This window comes from Micromonospora sp. NPDC047548, from assembly GCF_040642975.1.
In the GTDB taxonomy this organism is placed as follows: domain Bacteria; phylum Actinomycetota; class Actinomycetes; order Mycobacteriales; family Micromonosporaceae; genus Micromonospora.
On sequence record NZ_JBEYTI010000004.1, the window covers coordinates 94,286 to 107,608 of the forward strand.

The 13,323-nt window shown below is 72.6% G+C and carries 13 protein-coding genes and 1 pseudogene; 9 read left to right on the plus strand and 5 right to left on the minus strand.

The genetic code is table 11. The annotated features are described in order from the left end of the window. The first annotated feature begins 74 nt into the window (after positions 1–74). The 8 genes and pseudogenes from ABZ807_RS05700 (at position 75) to ABZ807_RS05735 (ending at position 7,863) form a co-directional block, all read left to right on the plus strand. A complete protein-coding gene (locus ABZ807_RS05700) occupies positions 75–845 on the plus strand; it encodes a hypothetical protein (protein WP_357153357.1) in 771 nt (256 codons plus the stop codon). 183 nt (positions 846–1,028) lie between these two features. Then, positions 1,029–1,541, plus strand: a pseudogene (locus ABZ807_RS05705) (IS607 family transposase); the annotation flags it as partial. Then, on the plus strand, positions 1,538–2,956 hold the full coding sequence (locus tag ABZ807_RS05710) for a transposase (RefSeq protein WP_357153358.1): 1,419 nt from the start codon (positions 1,538–1,540) through the stop codon (positions 2,954–2,956). The pseudogene ABZ807_RS05705 and the gene ABZ807_RS05710, both read left to right, overlap by 4 nt. Before the next feature lie 128 nt (positions 2,957–3,084). Further along, entirely contained in the window at positions 3,085–3,894 is an 810-nt protein-coding gene (locus tag ABZ807_RS05715; RefSeq protein ID WP_357153360.1) for a class I SAM-dependent methyltransferase, read from the plus strand. A gap of 118 nt (positions 3,895–4,012) precedes the next feature. Beyond that, positions 4,013–5,191, plus strand: a complete 1,179-nt coding sequence (locus ABZ807_RS05720) for an ATP-binding protein (protein ID WP_357153362.1) — start codon at positions 4,013–4,015, stop codon at positions 5,189–5,191. Beyond that, positions 5,181–6,371: a hypothetical protein gene (locus ABZ807_RS05725; protein WP_357153364.1), complete on the plus strand. Its 1,191-nt coding sequence runs from the start codon at positions 5,181–5,183 to the stop codon at positions 6,369–6,371. The genes ABZ807_RS05720 and ABZ807_RS05725 overlap by 11 nt, the downstream gene beginning before the upstream one ends. Next, complete coding sequence (locus tag ABZ807_RS05730) at positions 6,341–7,057, plus strand: response regulator transcription factor (protein ID WP_357153365.1); 717 nt, start codon at positions 6,341–6,343, stop codon at positions 7,055–7,057. Before ABZ807_RS05725 ends, ABZ807_RS05730 begins: the two co-directional genes overlap by 31 nt. 74 nt (positions 7,058–7,131) lie before the next feature. Beyond that, positions 7,132–7,863 (plus strand): hypothetical protein, encoded by a 732-nt coding sequence (locus tag ABZ807_RS05735; protein ID WP_357153367.1) that lies wholly within the window; start codon positions 7,132–7,134, stop codon positions 7,861–7,863. On the opposite strand, the gene ABZ807_RS05740 is transcribed toward ABZ807_RS05735, so the two are convergent. Both ABZ807_RS05740 and ABZ807_RS05745 read right to left on the minus strand, forming a co-directional pair. Further along, entirely contained in the window at positions 7,818–8,048 is a 231-nt protein-coding gene (locus tag ABZ807_RS05740; RefSeq protein ID WP_357153369.1) for a hypothetical protein, read from the minus strand. The genes ABZ807_RS05735 and ABZ807_RS05740 overlap by 46 nt on opposite strands. Before the next feature lie 779 nt (positions 8,049–8,827). After that, positions 8,828–9,577, minus strand: coding sequence for a lysophospholipid acyltransferase family protein (locus tag ABZ807_RS05745; RefSeq protein WP_357153370.1), 750 nt, complete (start codon positions 9,575–9,577; stop codon positions 8,828–8,830). Positions 9,578–9,655: 78 nt separating this feature from the next. Between ABZ807_RS05745 and ABZ807_RS05750 the strand changes: the two genes are divergently transcribed. Continuing rightward, on the plus strand, positions 9,656–10,195 hold the full coding sequence (locus ABZ807_RS05750; protein ID WP_357153372.1) for a VOC family protein: 540 nt from the start codon (positions 9,656–9,658) through the stop codon (positions 10,193–10,195). Between the two features lie 28 nt (positions 10,196–10,223). Here the strand turns inward: ABZ807_RS05750 and ABZ807_RS05755 are convergent, their stop codons facing one another. From ABZ807_RS05755 to ABZ807_RS05765, 3 genes are all read right to left on the minus strand, one after another. Then, positions 10,224–12,284, minus strand: coding sequence for a glycogen debranching N-terminal domain-containing protein (locus ABZ807_RS05755; protein WP_357153374.1), 2,061 nt, complete (start codon positions 12,282–12,284; stop codon positions 10,224–10,226). After that, positions 12,284–12,652, minus strand: coding sequence for an SCP2 sterol-binding domain-containing protein (locus tag ABZ807_RS05760; RefSeq protein ID WP_357153376.1), 369 nt, complete (start codon positions 12,650–12,652; stop codon positions 12,284–12,286). Before ABZ807_RS05760 ends, ABZ807_RS05755 begins: the two co-directional genes overlap by 1 nt. A 166-nt stretch (positions 12,653–12,818) precedes the next feature. Further along, positions 12,819–13,235, minus strand: a complete 417-nt coding sequence (locus ABZ807_RS05765) for a CBS domain-containing protein (protein WP_357153377.1) — start codon at positions 13,233–13,235, stop codon at positions 12,819–12,821. Positions 13,236–13,323 lie beyond the last annotated feature (88 nt).

Consider the following 13,323-nt stretch of genomic DNA (forward strand, 5'->3'; position numbering starts at 1 on the left):
TGACCGCATGGTGCGCGGTCGGGCAGGACTTCCGGCCGATCCTGTGGACCGACGGGCGCCCGCAGGCATTGCCGGTGCACGGCAAGTCGGTCCGGGTGACCGCCGTCAACGCGAGCGGGATCGCAGTCGGCCTCGTGGAGGACACACAGCGCCAGGAGTACGTCTTCCGCTACGCGAATGGCGCGTACACGAGGCTGCACACACCACCGGGAAGCTGGCGCCCCTACCCGACCCCGGCTATCAACGCGGCCGGTGACGTCATCATCAACGTGGAGCCGCGCAGAAACTTGGAAGGCAAGGACAGCATCGTCCTGCTCTGGAAAGCAGGCTCGACGACCGCGGTCAAGCTGCCGCTTCCCGCCGGGGCCAACGCCCACGACATCAACGACGACGGCACGATCGTCGGCGCAATGTACAGAGACGGCGTCGCCACCGCGGCGTACGCCTGGGACCAACAGGGCAACGGCCGGAAGCTGGAGTTGCCGGCCGGCCAGACCGGCGCTGCCTACGCCGCGCAGGGCGACTGGGCGACGGGCGGCATGTGGCCGTCCATGTCCACGGCGCTGTGGAACCTCCGGACCGGCGAGGTGACCACGCTGGGGGCGGAAGGACCAGGAGTAACCGGATCGGGGGGGAAGGGACCGGGAACGGCGGTCAACGCCTCCGGCTGGGTCGTCGCCCGCGGCTCCGTGCTGCGTGACGGTGCCGCTGTCGAGCTTGCCGTGCCCAGCGGGCAGACCAGCCGCGCGGCGGACGTGTCCGACACCGGGCTGGTTGTGGGGCAGGCGCTGACCAGTGGCCGCGACGGCGACCAGAACCTCGGGCCGCGCGTGTGGCGTTGTTGACCCGACCCTGAGAAAGCACGTGGAACAGCAACTCCTGCCAGCGCTCCCCTGGTTGTCACGCCGTGGTTCCTGGCGGGAGGTTGTCGGTCCGGCTCGCTACCCTCCGCCGGTGACCGAGACCGCTGACGCGACGCGTGTGCCCACTGTGGAGGACGAGGCTCGGTTCTGGGCCCTGGTGGAGGCCGCCTGGGGCAGCGGTATTTCGACGATTCGGATGTGCGTGGGGTGCTTCAGTCGGGCTTTGACGCCGGGCGGCGGAGGGTTGTGGTGTACTGCCGTGTCTCGTTGCCGGGTCAGAAGTCCGACTTGGCCTTGCAGGTGGCGGCGATGCAACAGTTCTGTCTCGCTCGTGGTCTGGCCGTGGATGAGTGGATCAGTGAGGTCGGCGGTGGGATGAACCTTCGCCGCAAGAAGTTCCTGGCGTTGATGGACGCCGTCGACCGGGGTGAGGTCGCCACTCTGGTGGTGGCGCACCAGGACCGGTTGGCCCGGTTCGGGTTCGACTTGCTGGAGCATCTGGCGGCGCGCGGCGGCTGCGAGATCGTGGTGGCCAACCAGGAGTCCCTGTCCCCGCAGCAGGAGTTGGTCGAGGACCTTTTGGCCGTCGTGCACTCCTTCTCGTGCCGGCTGGACGGTCTGCGCCGCTACGAGAAGGAGTTGAAAAGGGCGGACTTGACCATGGAGGGTGACCGGTGAAGGTCACCCGGATTGCCTACTCGGCCCGACTGAATTCGGGCAGGTACGCCGCCCTGGTGGAGCAGGCCTGTCGGTTGGGTCGGGTGCGTAGCGAGGTGTGGCAGCGTTACGGCTCGGTCCTCGGAGTCGGGTCCGGGTTGAGAGACCGGCAGGTGCGGGACCGGTGGCTGGCCGACGGCACACACGCGTTGTTTGGTGTGCTGGCGAATGCGTGGAAGGAAACCGTCCGCGACGCGATGGCCGACATCGGAGCGAACCTGGAGGCGGCCAAGGTCGACGTCCGGCGGGCGATCAGCCGGCGCACCAACGATCCGGCCGAGCGTAAGCGGATGTTCACCGCGCTGCAGGCGGACCAGTGGGCCAGTGACCCGTTTCTGGCCCGGCAGATGCGTAAGCATTGGAAGCGGGGCCGCAACCGCACACACGATCAGATCGTGGTGCGCGCCGACAAGTACAACACGCTCGTTGACGGGCGGGGCCGGTTGTGGCTGGCGATTGCCGGTCTCGAGCCCCGCAAGATGGTCAGGATCCCGTTGTCCACGACGGTCGCGCCGACGGGTACCTTGCGGCTGATCCTGCGCAGCGGCCGGGTCGAGGTGCACTACCAGATCGACGCGGCGCAGATGCGGTCGTCGCAGCGGCCGTGCGGCGACCGGACGTTGGGTGTGGACAAGGGCTACACCGAAGCCCTGACCGACTCCGACGGCCAGCCCCACGGTGCAAGGCTCGGCGTGCTGCTGACCGCCCAGTCGGATCGGTTGAAGGAACGTAACCGGCGTCGGGCGAAGCTGCGCTCGATCGCGAACAACGCCGCCCTGCGTGGTGACCACGCGAAAGCGCACCGGATCAAGGCCGACAATCTCGGCACGGTGAAGCGGGATCGGCAGGCGGCCCGGCATCGAGCGCGGGTGCGTACGGAGGTCTTCACCGCCGTGCACGAGGTCGTCGACGAGGCCGTCACCGTGATCGCCGAAGATCTCACCAAACGCTTCACCGGACGCAAGAAGCTTCCTAAGAACATCAACCGGCGTCTCGCCGCATGGACCAAAGGAGTCACCGCCGAGGCCCTGAAAAGCGTGTCGGAGCGTAGAGGTTCTACGCTCGTTCCCGTCAACGCCGCCTACACCTCACAAACCTGTCACCGCTGCGGCGCCTTCGGCCGCCGTAGCGGGGACCGGTTTCACTGCACCCCGTGCAGGGTGGTATGGCAGGCCGACGTGAACGCCGCGATCAACATCCTGCACCGAACCGGCGACCCCGACATCGCCCTGCACACCCCACACCACACGGTGAAGCAGATCCTGCAGGACAGGACCGATCGCCACCGGACCAGACTGCCGGTCCAGGACTCCAGCCCAGCCACCGCTGGGCGGAGAGCGAACTATCCGAACCGCTCAACTATGAGCAACGAGTAGGAAGCAGTCGACCAGCAACGCCGCCGGCTGGGCGGAGAGCTGACGGGGGCGGTGCGACGCGACATCGGGGCGTCCACCGGCGCGGAAACCCGGGTGACGCCGACGCACCGGGGTTCCACCATCGACGGATGGCACCGACCCGACCGGCTGAGCCGGACATCCGTCGCTACTACACAAACGTCTACGACGAGGCCGGCCGGCTGGGCCGTACGCCGCAGGGGCGGCTGGAACGGGCGCGTACCCGTGAGCTGCTGGCCCGGCTGCTGCCCCCGCCGCCCGCGACGGTGCTCGACCTGGGTGGCGGCCCGGGAGCGTACGCCGGCTGGCTGGCCGCCGCCGGCCACCCGGTGCACCTGGTCGACCTGGTGCCGGCGCACGCGGCGGCGGCCCGGCGTCACCATCCGGTGGCCAGCGCGAGCGCGGGCGACGCCCGCCACCTGCCGTACGCCGACGCCAGCGTGGACGCCGCGCTGCTGCTCGGGCCGCTCTACCACCTGACCGAGCGGGGCGAGCGGATCACCGCGTTGCGGGAGGCCGCTCGGGTCACCCGCCCCGGCGGGCCGGTGCTCGCCGCCGCGATCAGCCGGAACACCCCGATGATCGACCTGGTTCGGCAGGGCCGGGTGGACGACGCCACCCGGCCGGCGATCCTGTCCGCGTACGCCACCGGGGTCAACGACCCGGCCACCGGCTTCACCACCGCCTACTTCCACCGCCCCGAGCAGTTGGTGGACGAATTCACCGCCGCCGGCCTGCCGACACCGGCGCTGTACGGCATCGAGGGCCCGCTCTGGCCGGTGCTGGAGACGCTCGGCGCGGGCGAGGACTCCACGCTGTTCCGCGAGGCCGTCGCCTGCGCACGGGCGTTCGAGTGCGACCCGGCGGTGATCGGCACGAGCTGCCACCTGCTCGCCGTAGCAACTTCGGGAGCCTGCTGATCTGTCAGCGACCCGACGCGCACCTAGGGTGATCGGAGCGGACGCTCCATGCTATTGTCCCTCGTCGATCTACCGCCGCACGGACCCGGACGGGTCGCTGCCCGAAGGACGCCTCCCGATGTCGGCCGTACCCGCTCCGACCTCGCCGCCGTCGCTGCTGGACCGGCCGGCCGGTGGCGCGTTCAGTCGCATCTTCACCACCCTGCCGGCCCTGCTGCGGCTCACCTGCGGGCTGGTCGGCGCGGTCACCGCGCTGGCCGTGCGCACCCCGCCGGTGCGGACCGGGGCGCTGCTCGTGGTGGTCGGGGTGCTGACCGCCTGGTCGGTGCTCTACGCCGTCCGCGCACTGCGCACCGGGATCGGCGGCGCGCTGATCGTCGGGGACGTCGCGCTCACCACGGCGGCGTGCCTGCTCATCCCGCACCTGGTCGCGCCGGAGGTGCTGCCGGGCGAGGGGAGCTGGATCGCGGTGCTGGCCAGCACCACGGTGATCAACACGCAGGCGACCGGCTCAGCCCGCTGGTCGGTCCCGGCCGGCCTGCTGGTCACCGCCGCCTACGCCACCGGCACCACCGCCGCCGGCAACTCCGCCGAGGCCACCGCGCACGCGGCGACCCTGCTGGGGCAGACCGGGCTGGCGGCGATGCTGACCGAGGTCATGCGCCGGCGGATCGGCCGGGCCGACCGGGCCTTCGCCGACTACCAGGGGTCGCGCCGGGACGCGCTGGTCGCCCGTACCGCTCGGGAGGCCGAGCGGCGGCAGAACCGGGACCTGCACGACACGGTCCTCGGCACCCTCACCATGGTCGGGCTGGGCGCGGTGCCCGGCGGGTCACCGGCGCTGCCCCGGCGGGCCGCGGCGGATTTGCGTACCCTCGTCGGGCTCGCCGACGCGCGGTCGGCGCCGGTCGGCGGCCGGGTCGCGGTCGACGAGCGGCTGCGGGCGGTGCGTGACGCCCACCCGGAGCTCGCGGTGGCCGCCGAGCTGGCGCCCTGCGCGGCACCGGCCCCGGTCGCCGCGGCGCTCGCGGACGCCACCGCCGCCGCGCTGGCCAACGTGGCCCGGCACGCGCCCGGCGCGACGGTCACCCTGCGGCTGAGCACCGGCGCGGACACCGTCGTGGTCGAGGTGGTCGACGACGGTCCCGGCTTCGACCCGACCAGCGTCCCGGCCCACCGGTACGGGCTGCGCGAGTCGGTACGCGGGCGGCTGGCCGAGGTCGGCGGGCGCGCCGACGTGACCTCCACCCCTGGCGAAGGCACCCGGATCCGGCTGGAATGGACAGATGTCGGCTGACCTCGACACCGGACCGGCCGCCGTACCCCGGGTCGGGCCGCCCCGGGCGAGCCTGCCACGGCCGGACGACGTCCCGGCGGTGGACGTGGCCCGCGCCTCCGACGGGGGCGCCCGGATCGTGGCCGTCGCCATCGCGCTGGTCTGGCACACGGCGATCGGGTTACCGGCGCTGCTGGAAGCGTGGTCCGAGCTGGCCGCGCCGGCGGTGGTCGGGGCCGGCTGGCTGGTCGTCGCCGCGACCGGCGGGTACGCCGGCGTCCGGCTGCTGCGCGGCGCCCGGCCGCCGGTGCTGCCGCTGGTCGCGGTGCTGCTGGCGGTGGACGCGGCGGTCTTCGCGGCCTGCGGGCGGGAGCAGTTGTTCACCGCCGCGAACTGGGTCTGGGGCACCCTCGGCTGGTTCTTCGTGGTGGTGCTCTGGGGGCGGCGGCTCCCCTGGCTGCTGGCCCTGCTCGCCGCCCATTCGCTGATCGCCCTGGCCGCCCTGCTCGAGCACGGCGCGACCGCCCCCGCCGACCTGACCCGGTACGCGATGTACGTCTACGGCACCGCGTCGCTGCCGACCGCGGTCTTCGCCGGCGCGGCGGTGATCGCCGCCCTCGCCCGGGAACGCGCCGAGGCGGCGGCGGCCACCCTCGCCGTGGCCGCCGAGCGGGACGCGGCCGAGCGGGCCCGGCAGGAGCGGCGGGCCGGGCTCGCCCTGGTCAGCGGTGCCGCCGAGGCGGTGCTGGCCGAGCTGGCCGACGGGCGCGCCGACCCGGCCGACCCGCTGGTGCAGCGCCGGTGCGTGCTCGCCGCGGCCCGGCTGCGCCGGCTGATCGCCGAGTCGGACGACGTGCCGGACCCGCTGCTGCACGAGCTGCGCGCCGCCGCCGACCTGGCCGAACGGAACGGCCTGCCGATCGAACTGGTCGCCATCGGCACGCCCCCGCCGCTGCCGGTGGAGGTCCGCCGCCGGCTGGTCGACCCGCCCACCGCCGCGCTGGCCGAGGCCGGGGGCTGGGCCCGGCTGACCGTGGTCGCCGGCCCGGACGAGGTGGTGGTCAGCCTGGTCACCCCCGAGGTGGATGGTACGGGGGCGACCGGTCCGCCGGGCCACGTCGAGGACGACGGTCAGGTGGAGCACGTGCAGGAGCGGGACGGGGAGATCAGGTGGACGCAGACCCGGTGGCGCAGGACGTGAGCGCGGACCGGCCGGTCGGGGTGGCCATCGTGGACGACCACCCGGTGGTGATCGACGGGGTGCGGGCCTGGCTGGCCTGCGAGCCGCGGCTGCGCGTACTGGCCACCGGCGACGACCCGGACCAGGTGCTGGCGGACGCCCCGGACGCCGACGTGGTCCTGCTGGACCTGCGCCTGCACGGGCGGATGGTGATCGACAAGCTGGCCGAGCTGAGCGCCGCCGGCCGGCGGGTGGTGGTCTACTCCGAGCACACCGACCCGGCGACGATGCTCGCCGCGCTGGACGCCGGGGCGGCGGCGTTCCTGGCCAAGCACGAGGGGCGGGAGCATTGTGTGGCCACCGTCCTGGCCGCCGCCAGCGACCGCCCGTACGTGCCACCGGCGCTGGCCGGGGCGATGGTCGGCGACCCGCGCCCGGACCGGCCGGCCCTGTCGGACAAGGAACGGGAGGCGCTGCTGCTCTGGTTCCAGTCGATGTCGAAGGCGTCGGTGGCCCGCCGGATGCGGATCAGCGAGCACACCGTCAAGCAGTACGTGGACCGGGCGCGGATCAAGTACACCCGGGCGGGTCGGCCGGCGGCAACCAAGGCGGCGCTGCTGGCCCGGGCGATCGAGGACGGCCTCGTCCGACCGGAGGAGATCGGCATCTACCGGTCGCAGGCGGCGGCCGACCGGCCGACCCCCTAACGGCTGTCATGACAGGTCCGGCGAGCTCGGCGAGGCTTTCCGGCAGGAGGCCAACTGCCCGGGAGGTCGTGACGATGCGCGAGGATGCGTCCCCGTTCTTCATCGCACCGCATCGCTTCGACGCACCGGACGACGAGTTGCGACCGGTGCTGGACCCGCGCTACGAGCTGGTCACGGAGCCGGGCGAGCGGGTGTTGCGGCGACTGCGCACCCCGGTGGCCGGCTGCCTGCTCAGCCCGACCGGCACCCGCCGGCAGTGGGTGCTGCCCGCGCCGGCCACGGTGACCGTCACCGACCGGCGGCTGGCGTACGTGTGCGCTGGCGCGGAGTTGTCCGTGGTCTCCGAACGGGACGGCCGTAGCGGCGCCCGGCACCGGCGCGGCGTACAGCCGTCCCGCCTGGTCAGCGGGCAGATCCGCTGGCAGTGGCCGTCCCGCCTGGAGCTGCCGCGGCTGGCCACCGGGCCGGCGGCGGACGGGCCGGCGCCCGACGGGGAGCTGCTGCTGGTCTGCGACGCGCTGCGGACCATCCAGCAGCCGGCGCTCGCCGTCGGTGGGCCGACCGACGCGGTGACGGACCTGGCCCGGTTGGTCCGCCGGTCGGTGGCCGCGTTCCGGCTGACCCACCCGGACCTGGTGGAACTCTCCCCGCCGGAACGGGACGAGCTGGCCCGGCGGGCCGCGCCCGGTCCGCTCGACGGGGCGGTCCGGGTGACGCTGCCCGGCTCGCTGCCGGTGGAGTTCCTCTCCCGGGACGACTACTACCGCACGCCGACGCCCCCGGCGCGGGACGCGGTCGGCGAGTGAGCCCGCGCCCGTAGCCGGCGCAGCATCCGGGCGTCGGTGAACTCGACGGCCTGGGCGGTGGACTCGACGGTGGCGCCGTGCCCGATCAGGTGCTCGGCCCGCTCGACCCGGAGCTGCTGCTGGTAGCCGAGGCCGGCCGTCCAGCAGGCCGGCCCGGCCGACCGGCCCCGCCGGGCCGTGCGCACTCGGCCGCCATCCGGCCCGGCTGGCCCGCCGGGCGCAGGTGGCTGTCGCTTCCTTTGGAGCTGATGACGTGAACGATTCACACCGGCATCCGCACGCCCGCCCGGAACGGGATCGCAGGCGCGCGCCCACCCGGATCCGCCGCGCCGAACGGCGTGGATCCGCCGCCGTAGCTCGGCCCGGCAGCCACCAAGCCGCCCGGGGCCACAGCGCTTCCCCACGAACCACCCCGTGTGCCAGGGCACTTCCCCCGACTGGCAACGGCGCATCGGCACGAGCCCACTCGTGGGGTCACGGCGAATCCGCACAAACCCGACCGGGGCCCAGCCCACCCCGCACGAACCCAACCGGACGCGGCTGTTTCCCTCACCCCGAGCCACTCACGGACCCTTCCTGCGAGCCCGACGCCGGAGAGCTCCAGCCGGACGCCGGTCATCATCGGCAGCGTCTCGTCCCAGCCGGCGGCCCGGGTCCGGGCTGCAAGGAGTGCGGCGACCGGCGCGTGAGGACGGCCCCTGTCGCCCTCACCAGGGCCGCAGTCCCTCCCAGTTCCGGCCGGAACCGCGGCCGCCACCGCTGGCACGCGTCACTCCGGCGGTGAGTCGTTGACGACATCAGCTCCACAGCGTCCCGCCACGGCATCCCGACCGGGACCGGGACCGCCACGCCCCGGCTGCCACCATGAAGGCGGACGCCGGGGCTCAGCGGACGCAGGCGCAGGGGATGAGCGGGCCCCGAAGGTGAGCGGACGCGGGCGCAGGGGGCGTGAACCGGCGCCGGGTCAGGAGGTGGCGGTGCGGCGACCGCGGCGGTCCAGCTCGGCGGCCTCCTCGAGGGTGGGGGCGGTGCCGCCGAGGTGGGTCGGCTGCCACCAGGCGTCCTCCGGGCCGGCGGGCTGGTCCGGGTACTCCCGCTGGGCCCGGTCGACCAGGGCCGACAACCGGCTCTTCAGCTCGACGGTCATGGCGTTGGTGTCCGGCCAGTCTGCCGGGTCCATCGGCTCGCCGATCAGGATGGTGATCGGGGTGTGCCGGCGGGTCAGGTTCTTCGGCCGACCCTTGGTCCAGAGCCGCTGGGTGCCCCAGAGCGCCACCGGCAGCAGCGGCACGCCGGCCTGCTGCGCCATCCGGGCGGCCCCGCTCTTGAGTTCCTTGACGGTGAACGAGCGGCTGATCGTCGCCTCGGGGAAGACGCCGACCACCTCGCCGCGCTGCAACGCGCCCACCGCGGAGTTGTACGACCCGGCGCCGGCCCGGCGGTCCACCGGGATGTGCTTCATGCCGCGCATCAGCGGGCCCGAGACCTTGTGCGCGAAGACCTCGTGCTTCGCCATGAACCGGACCAGCCGGCGAGACTCGTGCGCCCCGTAACCGCTGAAGATGAAGTCGAGGTAGCTGACGTGGTTGCTGGCCAGCACGGCCCCACCGGTACGCGGGACGTGGTGGCTGCCCTCGATGGTCAGGCGCAGGTCGAGGACCCGGAACATGGTCTTGGCGGCGGCGATCACGGGGGGATACACGAGTTCCGGCATCCGGCAACTTTACCCCGCGTAGGTTACGGACCCGTAGGGCCCGGACGACCGGCGGCCCTGGCCCGGCTGGGACTGCGGGTGGTGGCGGCGACCTACCGCTTCTCCCACCAGGTGCACTGGCCGGCCCAGCTCGACGACGTCCGGCGGGCGGCGCGGGCGGCGCGCGACGACGCCGACGGGGTGCCGGTGCTGCTGGTGCACGGCGGCTCCGACATCACCCACCCGCCGACCGGCCCACGAGGCTACCGTCGACGCATGCCGGAGCTGCACTCCATCGTGATCCACTGCCGTGACCCGTACCTGCTGGCGCCCTTCTGGAGCCTGGTCACCGGCCTGCCGGCGGTGCCGGAGGACGAGGCGAAGCTCGCCGACCGGTCGCTGGCTCCGGGCGAGTCGGTGCTGCTGCGGGACCCGCACCGGCACCGGCCCGGCGTCTGGATCTCCCCGGTCGACGACCTGCCCGGCCCCGGCCGGATCCATCTCGACCTGGTCGGTGACGCCGAGGAGCGGGCCGCCGTGCTGGAGGCCGGCGCCACGGTGGTCCGGGAGCTGCCCGGCTGGACGGTCTTCGCCGACCCGGAGGGCAACGAGTTCTGCCTGCTCCCCCACCAGCCCTGACCGGCGGCGGGAGAGCCGGCGGACACCGCTATTCGGCCAGGTTGTGCAGGTCCAGCCGGCCCCGGGCGAAGGCGTCCACCCGGCCCCAGCGGCCGGGGATGTCGAGCATCTCGATCCGACCCATCCCCACCGGCAGCACCGGCTCGACCGCCAGGTGCCCCTCATGCGGCTCCAGGCCGAGCATGGTCCGCAGCAGCAGCAGCGGGGTGCCCGTGGACCACGCCTGCGGGCTGCACGCCGTCGGGTACTCCACCGGGAACTTGGTCTGCTCCCGGGGGTAGCCGCCGAACGCCTCCGGCAGGCGCCCGTTGAAGTAGCGGGCGGCGTCCAGGATCCCGCTGGCGATGGTGGCGGCCTCCTCCCTGAATTCGTACCGGCGCAGGCCCCAGGCGATGAAGGAGTTGTCGAAGGGCCAGATCGTGCCGTTGTGGTAACCGATCGGGTTGTACCGGACCTCCCCCTCGGCGAGGGTGCGCACACCCCAGCCGGAGAAGAGCCGGGGACCGACCAGGTGGCGAGCGATCTTCTCGGCCCGGTCCCGGTCGACGATGCCGCTCCACAACAGGTGCCCGATGTTGGAGCTCAGCGTGCCGCACTGGCGCCCGTCCGGGTCCAGGGCGAGGGCGTAGTACTCGCCGTCCTCCACCCACCAGTCCCGGTTGAACCGGTCCTTGAGCTGCGCCGCCTCCCGCTCCAACTGGTCGGCGTACCCCGGGTCGCCCCAGAACTCGCGGGCCAGCCGGGCGGCCCGCACCTTCGCGTCGTACGCGTAGCCCTGCACCTCGCAGGTGGCCCTGGGAAACGGCGGCAGCGTGCCGTCGCGGTACGAGATGGAGTCCCAGGAGTCCTTCCAGCACTGGTTCTCCAGGCCGGTCTCGGTGTTGCGCCGCTCGTACCAGATGTAGCCGCTGCCGACCAGGTCGGCGTAGTCGTCGACCCACTTGAGCGCGGCTCGGCACTCCCGTTCCAGTTCGCGGACCAGGGCGACGTCCCCGGTCCACTTCTCGTACTCGTCGAGCAGGATCAGGAAGAGCGGGGTGGCGTCGACCGAGCCGTAGTACGGCGAGTGCGGCTGCTCCTCGAAGGCGGCGGTCTCGCCGTAGCGCATCTCGTGCAGGATCCGGCCCGGGTCCTCATCCCGGAAGTCGTCGAATCGGGTGCCCTGCAACGCGCCGAGGATGCGCAGCGTGGTCTTGGACAGCTCGGGGGCGAAGGGCAGCACCTGCAGGCAGGTCAGGATGCTGTCCCGGCCGAACATCGTCATGAACCAGGGCAGGCCGGCCGCGGGCAGCGTCAGCCCGCCGAGCGACAGCGGCGCGAAGCGCAGTGCCGCCAGGTCGATCAGGCTGCGCCGGTAGGTGGCCGCCAGTTCGGGGTGCTCGCTGTTGAGCTTGGGGGCCCTGGCGATCCACTCCTCCAGGTCGTGCTGGAGGGCGAGCCGCTCCGTGCCGTGCACCCGGAGGCCCATCCGCAGGTCCCGGCCGCCCGGACCGATCGCGAGCGTGTTCACGTCGATGCCGGTGCGCCACTGCTCGTTCGGCTCCAGGTGGACGCTGAAGGCGAACCCGTTCTTGTCGTAGCGGGCCGGCCGGGACGCCGAAATGACCGTCTCGCGCCGGAAGTTGCCACGCCGGTAGCCCAGGCGCAGCCGGTCCTCCTCCACCTCGGTGTAGATCTCGCCCTTCTTGTTCAGGATCTCGTCCTTGACCTGGAACAGGTCGGCGAAGTCGGAGCCGGCGTCCATCCGTATCTCCAGATCCACCGGCCTTTCGTCGTGGTTGAGGATGGTCAGGTCCTCGCGGAAGCTCCCGCCGACCGCCCGCTCCCTGATGATCGACAGCTTGGCGTCGATGTAGTGGGTGGCCATGCCGGGCACCAGGAAGAACCGCGCCTCGTAGTACTGCAGATCGTCGAAGGAGAGCGCGTTGAGGCGCTCGCCGTTGACCGTCAGCACCCACTTCGACAGGAAGCGGGTGTCGATGGCGAACAGGCCGGTCGGTTCGCTCGGCGTCGCCTCGATGTCGCCGGTCTCCTCGGAGACGACGAAGGTGTTGCCGTCCAGGATCCGGATCGTGTTGCTCTGCGCCATCAGCGGGCCTCCCTGCGGAATTCGTGCCGCGGGCCCCGGGAGGTGGCCGGGCCGGGGAAGATCCGCTCCACCTGGAGCACCAGTCGCAGGTCGCCCGAGACGGTCATGTCGCCCCGCAACAACGCGGCGATCGCGTTCTCGCCACCCGCGACGATGTCCCCGAAGAGGTCGGGTCCGGTGCCGAGCACGGTGTCCGCCTCCCGGTCCTCCTGGCTGACTTCCAGCCTGCCCCGGTCGATCTGGAGCAGCCAGTGCCTGGTGTGCGCCCCCTCGTGCAGGTCGAAGCGCAATGTCCCCGAGGTCTTGGCCAGCAGGGGCTCGTAGCCCCGGCGGTCGAGATCCTCGAAGAACCTCGTGGTCGGGTCCACCGTCCACTCCCCCCGTCGATCCACGGCATGACGACGTACCCCGACCGGGTCCCCGTCCCGTGTGCCGTCAACCTCGCCCGGATCAGGTGAGTCCCGGCGAGCCGCGGGCAGCCGGACGCCGGCCCCCCGGCTGGGGGAGCCGGCGTCACCGGCCCGCGGCGGACGGTCAGTTGTTGGGTTCGTCGGCGCTGATGTCCGCGAGCACCGACTGCGGCTCCCGCTCGACCGCCAGGTCACCCATCGAGACCAGGCCGATCAGCTTGCCGTCGTCCACCACCGGCAGCCGGCGCACGGCGTACGTCCGCATCAGGTCGGCCGCGGCGACCGCGTCGTCGTACTGGCTGACCGTCACCACGTCCTTGCTGGTGATCTGGTTGAGCCTGGTGGTGTTCGGGTCCATGTTCTCGGCCACGCCGCGGACCGTGATGTCCCGGTCCGTGACGATGCCAGCCACGTCGTCTCCCGCGGTCACCACCACGTCGCCGATCGCGCTGTCCCGCATCTCCTGAGCCGCGGCGGTGAGCGTGTCGTTGCCGTCCATCGTCACCAACCGGGTCGTCATGAACTCTCCGACCGTTGTCATGGTGCTCCCCTCTCGGTGTCGGCAGGCTCCGTCTACCCGCCGCCCCGCCTCAGGTAACGCGTGCTCACCGGTGCCGGCGCAACCGCGA

Coding starts and splice junctions, on each gene's coding strand:
- ABZ807_RS05715 (WP_357153360.1), top strand. CDS start 3,085: ATGGCACCGACCCGACCGGCTGAGCCGGACATCCGTCGCTACTACACA.
- ABZ807_RS05720 (WP_357153362.1), top strand. CDS start 4,013: ATGTCGGCCGTACCCGCTCCGACCTCGCCGCCGTCGCTGCTGGACCGG.
- ABZ807_RS05725 (WP_357153364.1), top strand. CDS start 5,181: ATGTCGGCTGACCTCGACACCGGACCGGCCGCCGTACCCCGGGTCGGG.
- ABZ807_RS05735 (WP_357153367.1), top strand. CDS start 7,132: ATGCGCGAGGATGCGTCCCCGTTCTTCATCGCACCGCATCGCTTCGAC.
- ABZ807_RS05745 (WP_357153370.1), bottom strand. CDS start 9,577: ATGCCGGAACTCGTGTATCCCCCCGTGATCGCCGCCGCCAAGACCATG.
- ABZ807_RS05755 (WP_357153374.1), bottom strand. CDS start 12,284: ATGGCGCAGAGCAACACGATCCGGATCCTGGACGGCAACACCTTCGTC.
- ABZ807_RS05765 (WP_357153377.1), bottom strand. CDS start 13,235: ATGACAACGGTCGGAGAGTTCATGACGACCCGGTTGGTGACGATGGAC.